15 protein-coding genes are annotated in these 17,414 nt (G+C 60.9%); 11 read left to right on the top strand and 4 right to left on the bottom strand.

Annotated features, from left to right (window positions below; all coding sequences use genetic code 11):
• The first annotated feature begins 1 nt into the window (after position 1).
• The 3 genes from CFBP1590_RS02635 to CFBP1590_RS02625 are packed head-to-tail and all read left to right on the top strand — an operon-like array spanning position 2 to position 2,380.
• A complete protein-coding gene (locus CFBP1590_RS02635) occupies positions 2-811 on the top strand; it encodes a CheR family methyltransferase (RefSeq protein ID WP_025993471.1) in 810 nt (269 codons plus the stop codon).
• Positions 808-1,341, top strand: a complete 534-nt coding sequence (gene cheD, locus CFBP1590_RS02630) for a chemoreceptor glutamine deamidase CheD (RefSeq protein WP_088234439.1) — start codon at positions 808-810, stop codon at positions 1,339-1,341. Before CFBP1590_RS02635 ends, cheD begins: the two co-directional genes overlap by 4 nt.
• Positions 1,304-2,380 (top strand): protein-glutamate methylesterase/protein-glutamine glutaminase, encoded by a 1,077-nt coding sequence (locus CFBP1590_RS02625; RefSeq protein WP_025993473.1) that lies wholly within the window; start codon positions 1,304-1,306, stop codon positions 2,378-2,380. The genes cheD and CFBP1590_RS02625 overlap by 38 nt, the downstream gene beginning before the upstream one ends.
• A gap of 175 nt (positions 2,381-2,555) precedes the next feature.
• On the opposite strand, the gene CFBP1590_RS02620 is transcribed toward CFBP1590_RS02625, so the two are convergent.
• The 3 genes from CFBP1590_RS02620 to CFBP1590_RS02610 form a co-directional block, all read right to left on the bottom strand.
• Positions 2,556-3,482 carry a Gfo/Idh/MocA family protein gene (locus CFBP1590_RS02620; RefSeq protein WP_088234438.1) on the bottom strand — a complete coding sequence of 309 codons (927 nt, stop codon included), beginning with the start codon at positions 3,480-3,482 and terminating at the stop codon, positions 2,556-2,558.
• Positions 3,483-3,605: 123 nt separating this feature from the next.
• Complete coding sequence (locus tag CFBP1590_RS02615; protein WP_088236349.1) at positions 3,606-4,382, bottom strand: DeoR/GlpR family DNA-binding transcription regulator; 777 nt, start codon at positions 4,380-4,382, stop codon at positions 3,606-3,608.
• Positions 4,383-4,620: 238 nt separating this feature from the next.
• Entirely contained in the window at positions 4,621-6,360 is a 1,740-nt protein-coding gene (locus CFBP1590_RS02610; RefSeq protein WP_088234437.1) for a dipeptidase, read from the bottom strand.
• 679 nt (positions 6,361-7,039) lie between these two features.
• Between CFBP1590_RS02610 and arnB the strand changes: the two genes are divergently transcribed.
• Genes arnB through CFBP1590_RS02570 form a run of 8 tightly spaced genes read left to right on the top strand, consistent with a single transcriptional unit; the run spans position 7,040 to position 15,857 of the window.
• The gene (gene arnB / locus CFBP1590_RS02605; protein ID WP_088234436.1) at positions 7,040-8,188 is read left to right on the top strand and encodes a UDP-4-amino-4-deoxy-L-arabinose aminotransferase; all 1,149 of its coding nucleotides are present in this window, start codon (positions 7,040-7,042) and stop codon (positions 8,186-8,188) included.
• Positions 8,185-9,198, top strand: a complete 1,014-nt coding sequence (gene arnC / locus CFBP1590_RS02600) for an undecaprenyl-phosphate 4-deoxy-4-formamido-L-arabinose transferase (RefSeq protein WP_088234435.1) — start codon at positions 8,185-8,187, stop codon at positions 9,196-9,198. Before arnB ends, arnC begins: the two co-directional genes overlap by 4 nt.
• Positions 9,195-11,186 carry a bifunctional UDP-4-amino-4-deoxy-L-arabinose formyltransferase/UDP-glucuronic acid oxidase ArnA gene (gene arnA, locus CFBP1590_RS02595; RefSeq protein WP_088234434.1) on the top strand — a complete coding sequence of 664 codons (1,992 nt, stop codon included), beginning with the start codon at positions 9,195-9,197 and terminating at the stop codon, positions 11,184-11,186. The genes arnC and arnA overlap by 4 nt, the downstream gene beginning before the upstream one ends.
• Positions 11,186-12,067: a 4-deoxy-4-formamido-L-arabinose-phosphoundecaprenol deformylase gene (gene arnD, locus CFBP1590_RS02590; RefSeq protein ID WP_088234433.1), complete on the top strand. Its 882-nt coding sequence runs from the start codon at positions 11,186-11,188 to the stop codon at positions 12,065-12,067. The genes arnA and arnD overlap by 1 nt, the downstream gene beginning before the upstream one ends.
• On the top strand, positions 12,064-13,716 hold the full coding sequence (gene arnT / locus CFBP1590_RS02585) for a lipid IV(A) 4-amino-4-deoxy-L-arabinosyltransferase (protein WP_088234432.1): 1,653 nt from the start codon (positions 12,064-12,066) through the stop codon (positions 13,714-13,716). Before arnD ends, arnT begins: the two co-directional genes overlap by 4 nt.
• On the top strand, positions 13,713-14,057 hold the full coding sequence (gene arnE / locus CFBP1590_RS02580) for a 4-amino-4-deoxy-L-arabinose-phosphoundecaprenol flippase subunit ArnE (protein ID WP_058431068.1): 345 nt from the start codon (positions 13,713-13,715) through the stop codon (positions 14,055-14,057). The genes arnT and arnE overlap by 4 nt, the downstream gene beginning before the upstream one ends.
• Positions 14,054-14,485, top strand: a complete 432-nt coding sequence (arnF, locus tag CFBP1590_RS02575) for a 4-amino-4-deoxy-L-arabinose-phosphoundecaprenol flippase subunit ArnF (protein ID WP_004880071.1) — start codon at positions 14,054-14,056, stop codon at positions 14,483-14,485. Before arnE ends, arnF begins: the two co-directional genes overlap by 4 nt.
• Positions 14,463-15,857, top strand: coding sequence for a UDP-glucose dehydrogenase family protein (locus CFBP1590_RS02570; RefSeq protein ID WP_088234431.1), 1,395 nt, complete (start codon positions 14,463-14,465; stop codon positions 15,855-15,857). Before arnF ends, CFBP1590_RS02570 begins: the two co-directional genes overlap by 23 nt.
• Before the next feature lie 2 nt (positions 15,858-15,859).
• On the opposite strand, the gene CFBP1590_RS02565 is transcribed toward CFBP1590_RS02570, so the two are convergent.
• Entirely contained in the window at positions 15,860-17,338 is a 1,479-nt protein-coding gene (locus CFBP1590_RS02565) for an ArnT family glycosyltransferase (RefSeq protein WP_088234430.1), read from the bottom strand.
• Between the last annotated feature and the right edge of the window lie 76 nt (positions 17,339-17,414).

The following is a 17,414-nucleotide window of genomic DNA, read 5'->3' as shown; positions in this document are numbered from 1 at the left end:
TATGCCAGACACAGCCGCACTCAACGACCGCGAATTCGGCCAGTTCCAATCCTGGCTGTATCGCGCAGCGGGTATCAATCTGTCGCCGGCCAAGAAGGCGCTGGTAGCCGGCCGCCTGTTCAAGCGCCTCAAGCACTATGAACTGAAAAGCTATGGCGACTACTTCAAGCTGATCATGACGGACCAGCGCCACGGTGAACTGCAGGTCGCGCTGGACCTGCTGACCACCAACGAGACGTACTTCTTCCGCGAGCCCAAGCACTTCGATTTTCTGCGCCAGCACGTGTTGCCCAAGGCAACGCCGGGTAAGACGTTCCGATTGTGGAGTGCTGCCAGTTCATCCGGAGAAGAGCCCTATAGCCTGGCGATGACCCTGGCCGAAGGTCTGGGGACTACGCCCTGGGAAGTGATCGGCTCGGACATCAGCACCCAGGTGCTGGCCAAGGCACGCACCGGCCATTACCCCATGGAACGCGCAGGCACCCTCCCGCAGCCGTTGCTGGTCAAGTATTGCCTGAAGGGCACTGGCCGTCAGGACGGCACCTTTCTGATCGAAAAGTCGCTGCGCAACCGGGTCAATTTCGTTCAGGTGAACCTCAATGAAACCTTGCCCGATCTAGGCGAATTCGACGTGATCTTCCTGCGCAACGTGATGATCTATTTCGATCAGGAAACCAAGAGCAAGGTGGTCGCACGCCTGCTGCCACGTCTCAAGCCGGGCGGTTTCTTCATCATCAGCCATTCGGAAAGCCTCAACGGTGTAAACGACACCCTGAAGCTGGTCGCCCCCTCGATTTACCGCAAACCATGAAAAAGCCTGTCGGCGCGGCCGAAGTGGTGCTGGCTCCCGGTGAAGTGAGCTTTGCGACCCGCCCTACCCGCCTTCGCACCCTGCTCGGGTCCTGCGTGGCCATTACCTTCTGGCATCCGTTACGGCATATCGGCGGCATGTGCCACTTCATGCTTCCGGGACGTATCCGCAGAGGCCAGCCACTGGACGGCAAGTACGCCGATGAAGCCCTTGAAATGCTCATCCGTCATGCGCGCATCAACGACACCCGGCCTGAGGACTATCAGGTCAAGCTGTTCGGCGGTGGAGAGATGTTTCCCTGTCACCGTCATGATCTGCATGCGCATGATGTCGCCAACCTCAACATCCGTGCCGCCCTGATGCTCGCCGAGCAGCACCATTTGCACCTGATGGCGCAGGACATGGGCAGCACCGGCTACCGTAATATCATCTTCGACCTTTGGAACGGCAACGTCTGGGTCCGGCACACACCAACAGGGACCATCGATAACGATGCCAACCAAAAAAATCAGCGTACTGCTGGTCGATGATTCGGCCGTGGTTCGTCAGGTACTGCTGGCGATCCTCAACGACACGCCCGACATGCATGTGATGGGCGCCGCTTCGGACCCGATTTTCGCAATGGACAAGCTTGCACGGGAATGGCCGGACGTTATCGTGCTGGACGTGGAGATGCCGCGCATGGACGGCATCACCTTTCTCAAGAAGATCATGAGCGAGCGCCCGACGCCGGTGGTGATCTGCTCGTCGCTGACGCAGAAAGGCGCAGAGACCTCGCTGCAGGCCTTGTCCGCCGGAGCCGTGGAAATCATCACCAAACCCACCACGGGCCTGAAGAACTTTCTCATCGAGTCGGCAGCAGAATTGGTGACAGCGATCCGTGCGGCAGCCAATTCCAATGTCAGGAATTTGGGAAAGCGCGCTGCGGTTCCGGTCCTGGCGCCCGCCAGCAAGCTCACTGCGGATGCCATTCTGCCCGCTGCCAACGGACACGCCATGGCCCAGACGACCGAACGGATTGTCGCCATCGGTACATCGACCGGGGGAACCCAGGCGCTGGAGGCTGTGCTGACGTCCTTGCCTCGGGTGTGTCCCGGCATGGTCATCGTGCAGCACATGCCGGAGAAATTCACCGCCTCGTTCGCAGCACGCCTCAACGACCTGTGCCAGATTGAAGTTCGCGAGGCAAAGAACAACGACCGTATTCTGCCCGGTCTCGCGCTGATCGCTCCCGGTGGCAAACACATGATGGTGACCCGCAGCGGCGCCTACTATCACGCTCAGGTGATCGACGGGCCGCTGGTCAACCGGCATCGGCCTTCGGTGGATGTGCTGTTTCGTTCAGTGGCCAAATTCGCGGGCAAGAACGCCACTGGAATCATCATGACCGGCATGGGCGACGACGGCGCACGCGGTCTCAAGGAGATGCTCGATGCTGGCAGCTCGACCGTCGCTCAGGACGAAGCGAGCTGCGTCGTGTTCGGCATGCCCAAGGAAGCCATCAAACTCAACGCCGCGCAACGCATCATGCCGTTGCAGGAAATCCATCAGGCCATACTGCATCGGTAGGGCCGGGCGTCAGAAAACCGAACCTGCTGAACGGCCCCGGCGTCTGTGGGAGGCGCCACCACGTCTTCGACATAGCGCTGTCGCGCGGCAAGCACCGGACCGTGGGAGGCGGTTTGCAGCAAGACACCATGCCGTCTCTGAAGATGACTTCAGAACACGAAGAACGCCCCGACCATCAATCGTAAAACGGTGCAACCAGCACCCGACTGCCCACGAAAAAGCTGTCCGCCACCAGCCGCAATGGCTGCAGGTCCAGGTCGCTCTTCCTGTCGCCAATCAACTGCTGAAAATGCCGGTACACCACGGTGTACTCACCCTCTTCCGCCACCGTCTGAGGCACGCCATCGATGCTCAACAGTGCGCCGCCATTGTCCAGCCGCAGGACGCCTTCGGTGCAGCGGATTTCGATGCTCCATAGTTCGTGCTGACCGTGGTCGAAGTCGAATTCGGCGCGAATGTCGAGGTGGCGGGCGTCGGACATTTTGATGTCAGCGGCGATGGGCGACTGGCAGTTGTCGGGGACGCGCAGTTCGGCGGATTCAACGAACAGTTGCAGTGGCAGCAGGTGGGTCACGATCGACAGGGCATTAATGCCCGGATCGAAGACGCCAAGACCACCGGGCTGCCAGATCCAGGTCTGGCCGGGGTGCCATTTGCGGACGTCTTCCTTCCACTCGATCTTCACGCTTTCCAGAGTGCGCGTCGCGAGCCAGTCGCGGGCGGCTTCGATGCCGGGTGCATAACGCGAATGCCAGGCGAACAGGCCGGTGACGCCCTGTTCGTGTACCTGATTCACCAGCTCCATCGCTTCACCCAGCGTGGCGCACGGCGGTTTTTCGACCAGCACGTGTTTGCCAGCGGCGATGGCTTGCTGCACCAAGGCGAATCGACCTTGAGGAGGTGTGCAGAACGCGATGGCATCGACCTGCGGCCCGTTTTCGAGCAGCTCGCTCAGGGACTTGAAGTTCTGCACGCCTGCACAAGGCTGACCCTGAGTGGCGACGGACACCAGCGTGAAAGCGGGATTGGCGAGAATCGCGGGAACATGCTGATCCTGGGCGATCTTGCCGTAGCCCACCAGACCGAGACGAATGGGTTGCATCGGTGACTCCTGATTCTTGTACTTATTAGAGGGTGCGATTAATAGTCATACTAAATAGGGAGCAAACTAGACGTAAATGGCGCGCCAGACAATGGGCAAGCGCGACATACGTGAGTTTTCCGCTCAGGCTGCGGTCACGACGTTGGCAATCCTGCCGAGAAACGGGTCGAGCCGCTCGCGTGGCGCGTCTTGCTCGACCACCAGCGCCGACACGTCTTCGCACTGGGCCACTTGGTAATGAGCGACGCTGGACAGCTTTTCGTTGGTCACGGCCACCACAATCTGGCCGCTCGCGGCGACGACGGCGCGCTTGAACTCGGCGTCTTCCAGCCCGAATGCCGTGACACCGTTGTCCGGATCCAGCGCGCAGGCGCCGAGAAAGCACAGGTCGAAGCTGAACTGGCGCAATTGCTGGACCGCCGTCAGACCGATCACACCTCCCGCCGTCGGGCTCAGACGGCCACCCAGCAGAATCACTTCGGCGTTGGGCAGTGTCATCAGCTGCACGGCAATCAACGGTGAGTTGGTGGTGAGCGTCAGGTGAAGCTGGGGGTCGATGGCGCTGGCGATGGCGAAGTTGGTGGAACCGGCGTCAATGAAGACGTGCTGTCCGTCGCTCAGCAGGGAAGCAGCGGCCTGCCCGAGGCTGTCCTTGCGTGTGGTGTCCTGCTGCACGCGCGCGGCCATGGGGCCTTCAGCGGTGCGCAACAGAATCGCGCCACCGTAGACGCGCTTGCATACACCCGAGGCAGCCAGCGCACTGAGGTCGCGGCGGATCGAGTGCTCAGAGACATTGAACTCGCTGGCCAGATCAGCCGCAATCACCCGGCCGTACCGGGCCAGGCGTTCACTGATCAACTGCTGGCGTTCGCCGGGGAAGGTTTCATGGGTAGGAGTCATGACAATCTGAACCTGCATAAACGAGCATTAACGATCACAAACGAGCGCTAATATGCCGGGCAGGGTATGAGGCGTCAATCAGTGCGTGGCGACCAAATGGGACGCGGAGCGATGGGCACGATCGGTGTCGAGTGATGATCGTTCCTACGCTCCGCGTGGGAATGCCGCTCAGGACGCTCTGCGTCCGCTCTCGAATGCGCTGCAGAGCGTCCTGTTCACGCCGGATCAGGCCTTCAGATCAAAGCTTCGGCAACTGCCCGATACGCCCCATCATTTCCGTCACGATCTGCAGGTCGAGCAAAAACTGCTCGGTGGTCTTGAACTCGCTGTCGGTGTGCCCGGTGTATTTGGCTTCGGGCATGGCCAAGCCGAACTGCACACCATTGGGCAAGTTATGGACCGAAGTAGCGCCCGCCGAAGTGCCGAACGTGTGAGGCATGCCCAGGTTTTCGGTAGAGACGGCCAGCAGTGCCTTGACCCATTCACCCTCAGGGTTGCGGTACATCGGCTCGGCGATGGAGTAATCGAACGCAGGCGCAATCTTGCTCTGCTTGCTCCATGCCGTCAGCTTTTCGGCGATCTCGGCCTTGAGCTTCTCGGGTGACTTGCCTTTCGGCACGCGCAGGTTCACCGCCAGTTTGAAGGTCTTCGCATCCATCCCCACGAAGGTCAGGGAAGCGGTCAGCGGGCCCATGAACTCGTCCGAGAAACCGACACCCAGTTTGCTGCCCAGATAATCCAGACCCCAGTTGTCAGCCGCGTATTGGGCCGCGTCGGTGATGTGGTTGTGCTTCAACTCAACCTTGCCGTCGAGGCTGTTGATGAAGTCGAGCATTCGGGCCACCGGGTTGACGCCCGACGCAGGATCGGACGAGTGGGCCGATACGCCGGTCACGGTCAGCTTCACGTCCTTGCCCTCGACCGCCGCGTCCACCTGGAAGTCGCCACCGTTGCGCTTCGCGTACTCGGCACCCGCCTTTTGCAGCTCAGCGGCCAGTTCTGCGGGTTTGTCCGTCACCAGCGTAGCGACCGATTTCGATGGAATCTGATTGGTCGCCGCGCCGCCGGTCAAGGAGGTGATCTCGGCACCCTTGCCCTCACCTTTACGCACGGGGAAGTTCGCCATCACCGTGCCGTAACCTTTCTCGGCGATCACCACCGGGTAGCCGCCGTCCAGCGCCAGGTTGTAGTTCGGCGTCGGGTTGCGCTCGAAGTAGTACGGAATCGCGTCACCGGAGGTCTCTTCGGTGGTGTCGATCAGCAGTTTGAAGTTTCGAGCCAGCGGCAGCTTTTCTTCCTTGATGACTTTCATGGCGTACATCGCGACCACGATGCCGTTCTTGTCATCCTCGGTGCCACGACCGTACATGCGGTCGCCAATCAACGTGACCTTGAACGGGTCGAGTTTGGTACCGTCCGGCAGCACCCAGTTCGCAGGCGTCACCGGCACCACGTCAGCGTGGGCATGAATACCGACGACTTCCTCGCTGGAGCCTTCGAGCGAGACTTCATAGACGCGGTTGTCGATGTTGCGGAATTTGAGATTGAACGACTCGGCGAGCGTCTTGAGCTTCTCGGCGATCTTGATGAACTCGGGGTTGTCGTGCTGGGCGACGCCTTCCACGGCGAAGGTCGGAATGGCGACCAGTTCACGCAGGGTTTCATTCGCAGCACTGCCGTACTTCACACGGGCGTAAATGCCCAGCAGCCGATGGATTTCGTTCTGCTGCTCGGCGGTCAGAGTCTTGTCGTCGAGAAAGGCACTGATCGCGGGTTCGAGATCGGCGGTTTTGGCCAGATCGCTCTTCGCGACACTCCCCAGAAACTGTCTGAAATCAGTCGCCGACTTTTCATTGAATGTTTTCAGAATGGCGGCGCTTTGTTGCGGCGTGATGTTCGCCAGAGCGGAGGGGGCGACGGCTGAAAGGCTGGCGAGCATCAGGGTAGTGGCGGCCAGATGCTTGAGTGAAAGGTTCATTGCTAAGGCATTCCTTTGCGAAAAGTGTGTGGGAAATAGCTGATCAGACGATCAGAAACATCCTCAAAATAACACCTCACAGGATGAATGCGGGAGCCTGCCAAACGCTTCCTGTCGCCTTGCCGGTCAAAAGCGACGCAGATATGCAAACCCGCTTGAGGGCACTTGAAGTGGTGCACAACAAAAAATACATGTCCTGAACAGACGCTTAAAACAAATCAGGTTTTAAACAACCTTCAAACTTCGAATGATCAAGCAGCCGTTCAGAAAACATACCCACACCTTCCCCAGCTTAAAATATTCCCAAGACAAATAAATGAATTCAAATGAATAATTCACCAACCCGTGAGAAAGCTGTCGCCTGACTTAACGGCGTCGAGTTTTCAGCACGGCGCCCGTCATTTGGATCAACAATGGTGCCCGACAAGGCCGGAGCATCCTCGACAACTGCTGCCCTGCCCCGCAAAACCGGCAGTCACATCGATGATGAAAGACGTTATGTCCAACACCGCCACGGGTTAAAAAACAGACGCTCCATTAACTTTTATTTATAAACCGATAACAGACGTTAATTACAACGCTTATTACATTCAACCCCGAGTCGCGCAGCGACTGCGGCGCAGTGCGAACGTAGCGAAGCACACACTTAACGTTATTGGCCCGCGTGGAAAACATAGTGATGAATCAGGCTTTTCTTCCTTTTTCACGTCCGTCTGTGGGCGACGAAGAGATTGCGGCAGTGACCCGCGTATTGAAGTCCGGCTGGATGACCACTGGGCCGGAATGCCAGAAGCTCGAAGAACAGTTCGCCGAGCGTGTCGGGGCGCAGCATGCGATTGCGCTGTCATCTGCCACGGGTGCCATGCATGTTTCGCTGCTAGCACTGGGCGTCGGTCCCGGCGACGAAGTGATCACGCCGTCCCAGACCTGGGTCTCTACCGCGAACATGATTTGCCTGCTGGGCGCGACGCCGGTTTTTATCGACGTGGATCGCCACACGCTGATGATCGATGCCGCACACGTCGAACAGGCAATCACGCCGCGGACCAAAGCCATCATTCCAGTGCATTACGCGGGCGCCGCACTTGATCTTGACCCCCTCCATGCGCTCGCCAACCGGTATGGCATCGCGCTCATCGAAGACGCTGCCCATGCGGCTGGCACTGAATACAAAGGGCGTCCGGTCGGCACACGCGGTACGGCCATCTTCTCTTTTCACGCGATCAAGAACATGACCTGTGCCGAGGGCGCGATGCTCGTCACCGATGACGACGCGCTGGCAACCCGGGTGCGTCAGCTGAAATTCCACGGACTGGGTGTCGATGCCTATGACCGCCTGACACTGGGGCGCAAGCCGCAGGCCGAAGTCATCGAGCCCGGTTTCAAATATAACCTGGCAGACCTCAACGCCAGTATTGCCCTGGTGCAGTTGCAGCGCCTGAATGCGATCAATGCCAAGCGCCAGATGCTCGCCAATCGCTACCTCGAAAGGCTGGCCAGCAGCGCCGTTTTGCCACTGGCGCAACCCGGCTACGCGCAGCGTCATGCCTGGCACCTGTTCATTCTGCGCATCGACGCCGAGCGCTGCGGCCTGGACCGCGATGCGTTCATGAAAGCGTTGCAGGCGCACAACATCGGCAGCGGCATTCACTTCATTGCCACTCACCTGCACCGCTATTACCGCCAGCGCTTCCCCGACGTTCATCTGCCGGACACCGAGTGGAATTCGTCGCGCCTCTGTTCTATCCCCCTGTTTCCCGACATGACCCTGGACGATGTCGAGCGGGTCGTGGACGCCATTGAATCAATCGTGGAAGCCCGCCCTTGAAACCCTACCCTGTCCACTGCGTGTCGATCGTCATCCCGGTCTACAACGAACAGCAAAGCCTGCCCGAATTGCTGCGACGTACCGAAGCAGCGTGCGCACGGCTGCGCCATGACTATGAAATCGTACTGGTCGACGATGGCAGTCGCGACCAGTCCGCCGAGATTCTGCAGCAGGCGGCCGAGCGTGACGGAAGCCGGGTGGTCGCGGTGATCCTGAACCGCAACTACGGCCAGCACGCGGCGATCATGGCCGGTTTCGAGCATTGCAAAGGCGACGTGATCGTCACCCTCGACGCCGACCTGCAGAACCCGCCGGAAGAGATACCGCGCCTCATCGCGCTGGCCGAACAGGGCTACGACGTGGTCGGCACCGTGCGCAACAACCGTCAGGACTCGGCCTGGCGACGCTGGCCGTCGAAACTCATCAACCTCGCCGTCCAGCGCTCGACCGGCGTCGCGATGAGCGACTATGGCTGCATGCTGCGCGCCTACCGACGCACCATCGTTGACGCGATGCTGGCCTGTCGCGAGCGCAGCACGTTCATTCCGATCCTCGCCAACAGCTTCGCCCGGCACACCACCGAAGTGCTGGTCGAGCACGCCGAACGCGAGCACGGCGATTCGAAATACAGCCCCATGCGGCTGATCAACCTGATGTTCGACCTGATCACCTGCATGACCACCACTCCCTTACGACTGCTCAGCATTGTCGGTTTCAGCATGGCGTTTCTGGGCCTTCTGTTCGCCGTGATGCTCATCGTGCTGCGGCTGATCTTCGGCGCGCCATGGGCCGAGAACGGCACCTTCGTGCTGTTCGCCGTGCTGTTCGTGTTCACCGGCGGACAGTTCATCGGCATGGGCCTGTTGGGTGAATACCTGGGCCGGATGTACAGCGATGTGCGGGCCCGGCCGCGCTTCTTCATTGAAAAGGTCGTGCGCAGCTCCACCGAGACGACGACCGACCGTGTGGATTCCTCCGCTTCTCCCTATCTGAACAAGGTTGCGCCATGAGCATTAAAGCTGTCGTTTTCGCTTACCACGATATTGGCTGTGTCGGGCTGCAGGCGCTGCTGGAGAGCGGCTATCAAATCGCTGCCGTGTTCACCCACGCCGATGACCCCGCTGAAAAAACCTTCTTCGGCTCGGTCGCTCAATTGTGCGCGCAGCATGACATCCCGGTGCACGCTCCCGAAGACCCGAACCATCCGCTGTGGATCGAGCGCGTCGGCAAGCTGGACCCGGACTTCATCTTTTCCTTCTACTACCGCCAATTGCTCAGCGAGCCTTTGCTGGCCTGCGCCAGGAAAGGTGCCTTCAACCTGCACGGGTCGCTGCTGCCGCGCTATCGTGGTCGGGCACCGGCCAACTGGGTGCTGGTCAACGGCGAACGCGAAACCGGCGTGACCCTGCACCAGATGGTCAAACGTGCGGACGCTGGCCCCATCATGGCGCAGCAACGCGTGCCTATCAGCGCACTTGACACGGCGCTGACCTTGCACGGAAAACTGCGTAAGGCCGCCGCCAATCTGCTCTCCGACGCGCTGCCGCTACTGGCGCGGGGCAGATTGCCCGGAACGCCACAGGACGAATCCCAGGCGACCTGCTTCGGCCGTCGCACGCCGGCCGACGGGCTGATCGACTGGGCACGCCCCGCTGCGCAACTGAACAACCTGATCCGCGCCGTGACCCAGCCCTACCCCGGCGCTTTCTGCCCGGTGGGCGAGCACAAACTGATCGTCTGGAGCGCACGCGTGGAAGAGGCCGACCATGGACTGGCACCCGGCACGGTGATCGACTGCGACCCGCTGCGCATTGCCTGTGGCGAGGGCGCGCTGGTGATCGGTGCAGGCCAGCGCGGCGCTGACGGCCTCTACCTGAGTGGCGTGCAACTGGCCCGCGAGTTCGGACTGGTCCAGGGCTCACGTCTGCAGGGCCAGAACCAGAGCCGTCCGACGCGCCGCACCCGTGTGCTGATTCTGGGCGTCAACGGCTTTATCGGTAATCACCTGTCAGAGCGCTTGCTGCAGGATGACCGCTACGAGATCTATGGCATGGACATCGGCTCGGACGCCATCGAACGTCTGCGCACCAAGCCCAACTTTCACTTCATCGAAGGCGACATCAGCATCCACACCGAGTGGATCGAGTACCACATCAAGAAGTGCGACGTGGTTCTGCCGCTGGTGGCGATTGCGACGCCCATCGAATACACGCGTAATCCGCTGCGGGTGTTCGAGCTTGATTTCGAAGAAAACCTGAAGATCGTTCGCTACTGCGTGAAGTACAACAAGCGAGTGATTTTCCCGTCCACCTCCGAGGTGTACGGCATGTGCCAAGACGCCAGCTTCAGCGAGGACACGTCGAATCTGGTGGTCGGCCCGATCAACAAGCAGCGCTGGATCTATTCGGTGTCCAAGCAGTTGCTGGACCGGGTGATCTGGGCCTACGGCCAGAAAGGTCTGCAGTTCACGCTGTTCCGCCCGTTCAACTGGATGGGCCCGCGTCTGGACCGCCTGGACTCGGCGCGCATCGGCAGTTCGCGCGCCATCACTCAGTTGATCCTGCATCTGGTGGAAGGCACACCGATCCGGCTGGTGGACGGCGGTGCACAGAAACGCTGCTTTACGGACGTGGTCGATGGCATCGAAGCCCTGGCGCGCATCATCGAAAACCGTGGCGAGCGTTGCAACGGGCAAATCATCAACATCGGCAACCCGGACAACGAAGCCAGCATCCGGCAATTGGGCGAAGAGCTGCTGCGCCAGTTCGAAGCGCACCCGTTGCGCTCCAACTTCCCGCCGTTCGCGGGGTTTCGTGAAGTGGAAAGCCAATCCTTCTATGGCAAGGGCTATCAGGACGTCAGCCACCGCAAGCCCTGCGTGGATAACGCCAAACGGCTGCTGGACTGGACGCCCACCATCGAGCTGAGCGAAACCATCGGCAAGACGCTGGATTTCTTTCTGCGCGAAGCCATGGCTGAAAAAGCGGATCAGCGCTGATGCAGGCAGGCCTGAGAATCGACGTCGACACCTACCGTGGCACCCGTGAAGGCGTGCCGCGTTTGCTGGACATGCTGGAAGAAGCGCAGGTCAAGGCGACGTTCTTTTTCAGCGTCGGCCCGGACAATATGGGCCGCCATGTGTGGCGGCTGATCCGGCCGCAATTCTTGTGGAAAATGCTTCGCTCCAGAGCCGCCAGTCTTTATGGCTGGGACATCCTGCTGGCGGGCACCGCCTGGCCGGGCAAACCCATCGGTCGAGACCTCGGCCCGTTGATGCGCCGCGCTCTGGACGCAGGCCATGAAGTCGGCCTGCACGCCTGGGACCATCATGGCTGGCAAGCCAATGCCGGGCACTGGAACCCGGCGCGGCTGCACGCGCAGATGCGCCGCGGTGTCGATTGCCTGAGCGACATTCTGGGCGAGCCGGTAACCTGTTCGGCAGCGGCTGGCTGGCGTGCCGATGAACGTGTGGTGCAGGCCAAGCAATCGTTCGGGTTTCGCTACAACAGTGATTGCCGGGGGCACTCGATATTTCGTCCGACCCTGGCTGATGGCACGCCAGGCGCCCCACAGATTCCGGTGGACATGCCGACCTTTGACGAGGTCGTAGGCCCTCAGCTTGATGCCCACGCCTTCAATCGTTTCATCCTCGGACGTTTCGCGGCAGATCGGTTGAACGTCTATACGCTGCACGCCGAAGTCGAAGGCATCGTCATGGCGGACGACTTCAGGCAATTGCTGGCACTGGCAAATGCTCAGGGCATCCGCTTCCAGCCACTGGGCAACCTGTTGCCGGACGACCTTGAGCACCTGCCAGCAGGTCAAGTGGTGCGCGGCACGCTTGCGGGACGCGAAGGCTGGCTCGGGGTGCAGCAATGACGGCAAGCCGCACTCGCGACATTGCACTGCTGTTGCTGGCGTTCGTGGTCGCCTATCTGCTGCCGCTCGGCTCACACGGGCTGTGGATTCCGGACGAGACGCGCTACGCGCAGATCAGTCAGGAAATGCTCCACAGCGGGCAATGGACCGCGCCGTATTTCATGGGTGTGCGGTACTTCGAAAAGCCTGCAGCCGGTTACTGGTTGATCGCCGCTGGCCAGGCGCTGTTCGGCGAGAATCTGTTTGGCGTGCGGATCGCCTCGGCGCTGAGCACCGGCCTGAGCGCCCTGCTGGCCTACCTGATCGCTACCCGGATATGGAACGAGCCGCGCAAAAGCTTTGCCAGCGCGTTGCTGTTCATGAGCTTCGGCTTCGTTGCAGGCCAGGCCGGCTACTGCAACCTCGATCCGCAATTCACCCTGTGGGTCAACCTGTCACTGGTCGCGTTCTGGTTCGCCGTCCATAGCAGCGGTCGTTCGCGGCTGGTCGCGTGGACGGTGCTGGGGCTCGCCTGCGGCATGGGCTTCATGACCAAGGGTTTTCTGGCCTGGGCGTTGCCAGTGCTGATCACTGTGCCCTACATGCTGTGGCAGAAGCGCTTGCCCGAGTTGATTCGTTACGGGTTGCTCGCGGTCATCGTCGCCGCCGGTGTGTGCCTGCCCTGGGTGCTGACGGTCCACGCACAGGAACCCGATTACTGGCGCTTTTTCTTCTGGCACGAGCATGTGCGCCGCTTCGCAGGTGAAGACGCGCAGCACGCCCAGCCCGTGTGGTTCTATCTGCCGACACTGATTGCCGCCAGCCTGCCGTGGGCGATGTTGTTGCCCATAACGTTCAAACAGGCGTGGCAGCAACGGCGCCAACCCGCTATCGGTTTCCTGCTGATGTGGACGCTGCTGCCGTTGGCGTTTCTGAGCCTGAGCCGGGGCAAGCTGCCGACCTACATTCTGCCCTGCCTGTTGCCACTGGCCTTGCTGATGGCAAGCGCGCTGGTCGAACGGCTCAATCACGGCCAGGTCACAGCGCTACGCCTCAATGGCGGGTTCAATGCCATCGTCGCGCTCGTCGGCCTTCTGGTGTTGTTGTACCTGCAGTGGAAGAACCCGGTCTACGACCACGAACCCATCCATCTGCTGCTGGCCATCGGTGTGCTGACGGTCTGGATGCTGACCAATGTGCTGCAAGCTCTGCGTCCTCTGTCGGCCTGGGCGATGCCAGCGGCAGGCAGTCTGCTGCTGGTGGCGCTGCTGCCCGCAGCGCTGCCGTACACCCTGGTCTATGACAAGACGCCTGACCAGTTCGTGGCCCGGCATTTCTCTGAGCTGGCGGCCAGCCGGTCGCTGTTGAGCAACGACCTGGGGGCGGCCTCAGCGCTGGCCTGGCGGTTGAAGCGCTCGGACATTGCCTTCTTCAACACCGTGGGCGAACTGAAATACGGCCTCGACTACCCGGATGTCCGTCAGCGCAAAGTCGGCCTGAAAGACATTGATGCCTGGATGACCGAAGCCCGACACAAGGGCCAGGTCGCGGTGATCATGCGCGGCGACGGCAAAGAGGAATTGCGTGAACTCGGCGCGCTGCCCAAAGGCGGCAAGCGTTACGAAGAAGGCGATCTGGTCATCGTGATCTACGGGCAGTCGGAATCATGACCTGGCTTTTGCTGCTCACCGCGTGTGTGCTGACCTGCCTGGGCCAGATCGCACAGAAGCTGGCCGTGGAGCGCTGGCGTGGTCATTTCCCGGGGCTGTTGGCCGCCGCGCGTTCGGCCTGGCTGTGGCTCGCGATGGCGTGTCTGGGCCTGGGGTTGCTGGTCTGGCTGATGGTGTTGCAGCGCCTGGACGTCGGCGTCGCATATCCCATGCTGGGCCTGAATTTCGTACTGATCACCCTGACCGGACGTTACCTGTTCAATGAGCCGGTCGACTGTCGGCACTGGCTGGGCGTGGCGCTGATTCTGGCGGGCGTCGTTCTGTTGGGACGTCAGGCATGAGCCGCCCCGGCGTGACGCTGGCGCTTGGCAGTGTGGCGCTGGTCAGCCTCGCGCAACTGGGCATGCGCTGGAGCATGAGCCGTCTGCCCTCGCCCACGCAGTTGCTCGAATACCCGGCTGTCGCCTCAATCGATTTCAAGGCCCTGGCCGTCATCGGCGTTGCAATCGGCGCCTACGCCCTGTCGATGCTGTTGTGGCTGCTGGCGCTGCGCAGCCTTTCCCTGAGCCGCGCCTACTCCTTGCTGAGCATCAGCTACGGGCTGGTGTACGTACTGGCCGCTGGCCTGCCGTTTTTCCACGAGACGTTCACAGTTTCGAAAACTGTGGGTGTCATCCTCATCGTGATGGGGGTTCTGAGCATCAACCTTCGGCGCGTCTCTCGCATCTCTCTTCAGGGTTCTTCCCATGAAAATCAGCGTTTTCGGTAGCGGATATGTAGGTCTGGTACAAGCAGCCGTGCTTGCCGAAGTCGGCCACGACGTCGTGTGCATGGACATCGATAAGGTCAAGGTCGAACAACTGAGCCAGGGACAGGTGCACATCTTCGAACCCGGCCTCGCCAATCTGGTACGGGAAAACCTGGACCATGACCGGCTGGTTTTCACCAGTGACGAGCAGATGGCCGTCGAACATGCCGAGGTGCTGTTCATCGCCGTCGGCACGCCGTCCTGCGAGGATGGGTCGGCGGACATGCGCAGCTTCTTCGCCGTGGGCGAGAGCATTGCCCGGCACCGCAGCAAGCCGCTGATCATCGTAGAAAAATCCACGGTGCCGGTGGGCAGTGGCGATGCGCTGCGAGCGCACATCGACAAGGCCTTGCGTCAGGCTGGACGCCTGCTGCAGTTCGATATCGTTTCCAACCCCGAATTTCTCAAGGAAGGATCTGCGGTGAAGGATTGCCGCCGTCCGGACCGTATCGTCATCGGCTGCGAAAGCGAAGCGGTCAGAAAAGTCATGCGCGAGCTGTATGCACCGTTCAACCGCAATCATGACCGCATCATGTTCATGGACCTGCGCAGCGCCGAACTCACCAAATACGCGGCCAACTGCATGCTGGCGACCAAAATCAGCTTCATCAACCAGATTGCCGAACTGGCCGAGCACCTGGGTGCGGACGTCGAAGCGGTCCGACTGGGCATCGGTGCCGACTCACGCATCGGTTACGACTTCATCTACCCCGGCTGTGGCTACGGCGGCTCATGCTTTGGCAAGGACATCCGCGCGCTGATCCACAGCGCCCGTGAGGCCCATTGCTCCAACGACCTGCTGTCGGTCGTCGAGGCCATCAACGAGCGGCAGAAGAACAAGCTGTTTGAGCGGGTCAACGCGTTCTACAAAGGTGATCTGCGCGGCAAGACCTTCGCCTTGTGGGGCCTGGCGTTCAAGCCCAATACCGACGACATGCGCGATGCGCCCAGCAGAGTGTTGATGGAAGCCTTGTGGGCAGCGGGGGCAACCGTGCGCGCGTTCGACCCCGAGGCCATGCAGGAAACCCAGCGGATCTACGGCTATCGCAAGGATCTGATGCTGATGGGTACGCCGGAATCCACGCTGGACGACGCCGACGCCCTGATCATCTGCACCGAGTGGCAGCAGTTCAAGGCACCGGATTTCGACCTGATCCAGCAACGGCTCGGCGCCCCGGTGATCTTCGACGGACGCAACCTGTACGACACCGAACGCCTGTCAAAAAGCGGCTTCCATTATTTCCCCATCGGCCGTGGCGAGTCGTGCGAGCTGCCGATTCCGCAGAAACAATGGACAGCGGTGCAACCGGTCGTCAATCGCCAGACAATCTGACCTCAGCTGCCAGGCGTGGAGCGGTCGTAGCTGACGAAATAGTAGCTGCGACTGCCGACCTTCACGTGCTGGATGGCCTTGAGCGGCGGCGCAGGTTCGCTCGTGCGCTCCATGATCGCCACGTTACGCGGATCGCTCATCAGGAAACGGTTGACGCTTGCGTCGCTGTCGTAGGCATCCAGCACAGTGTGCACGTAAAACGCGCTGGCGCCCGACAACCGCTCGCTGGGTTGAAACAGGGCCACTTGATGCCCCTGTGCCTGCAGTGCCTGAACGGTCGTGGCCAGCGGCACGAACGAGAAATGCCGGTCTTCCCGAGGCATCAGCCACACCGCTGCCCACAGGTAGGCCGCGACGGTCAGCGCGATGCCCGTGGTCATCAGCGCGCGTTGGTGGCGTACCGCAAACGCTGCAATCGCCGAGCTTCGGGAACGCGCCTTGAGCCGTTCGCCCAGCACCGCTGCGTACTCTGCTGCAATCACCGCAGCGGCAGGTGCTGACGACATCAGATAGACCATGCGTTTGCTGGACGCCAAGGTCAGCAGCACGAACTGCGCGACCAGCCAGAGGCTGAAGAACAGCAGATACCGGTTGGCGAGCAGTTGCCTGCGAAAGTGCCAAAGCCCCAGATACACCAGCAGGTTCCAGGGCATGAACGCTTCGGGCAGTTTGGCGATGTAGTAGTACAGCGGCTCGTAGTGCCCGGCCTCTTGGAACGAACCGTCGAAGCGACCGACGCTGTTGGTCCACAGCACATCCTTGAGCGACTGCACACCGCCCTGTCCGTACAGGAAATACAGCCAGACCATCAGCGGTATCAAGCCCAGCAGGGTAAACGCCGCCGGACGCAGCCAGTCCGCGATGACCAACCGTCGCTGCTGCACCATTTCGCAGAGCAGCCAGGCGAAAATCACCACGCCCGGCAGCGCCAACCCGAGCACACCCTTGCTCAGCGTCGAGATGGCGATACCCAGCGTGAACAACCACCAGGACCACGTTGTTCGAGGAGCCGACGGCGCTTGATTGACCGCATGGACATACATCAACAAGGCCAGGGTCACGCCCAGCGCCAGCAGCGCGTCTTCACCGACCTGACGCGAATTGCCCCAGAAGCTGGCCAGCGTTGCCAGCATGAACGCGGCCAGCCAGGCGACTGGCACCGGACGCCCCATGCGCTTGAGCATCGCGTACAGCAACAGCACGCTGAACAACCCGGCGAACGCCGAGGCCAGCCGCACCGCCCAGGGCGTGGCCCCGAACAGCCGTATCGCGCTGGCATCGAGCCAGACACTCAGCGGCGGCTTCTCCAGAAACGGCTGGCGGCTCAAGGTCGGCGTGACCCAGTTGTCTGTCAACTGCATCTCCATGGCGATGCCCGCCACGCGCGGCTCCGTCGAGCTCTGCAATTGATGATTACCCAGTGCAAAGAAGAACAGCAGGACGCTCAGCATCAACAACCACAGCGTGCGAGAAGCCAGCATTGCAGCGATCCGGTAAGCAAGGAGGGCTCGCAGTATAGGCACGCGGATATGCACGACTCATGAAACAAAGCGTCTT

The organism is Pseudomonas viridiflava, assembly GCF_900184295.1.
GTDB classification, from domain to species: Bacteria; Pseudomonadota; Gammaproteobacteria; order Pseudomonadales; family Pseudomonadaceae; genus Aquipseudomonas; species Aquipseudomonas viridiflava.
The sequence above is the reverse complement of the archived record's forward strand: the minus strand, read 5'-3'. Positions and strand labels throughout refer to the sequence as shown.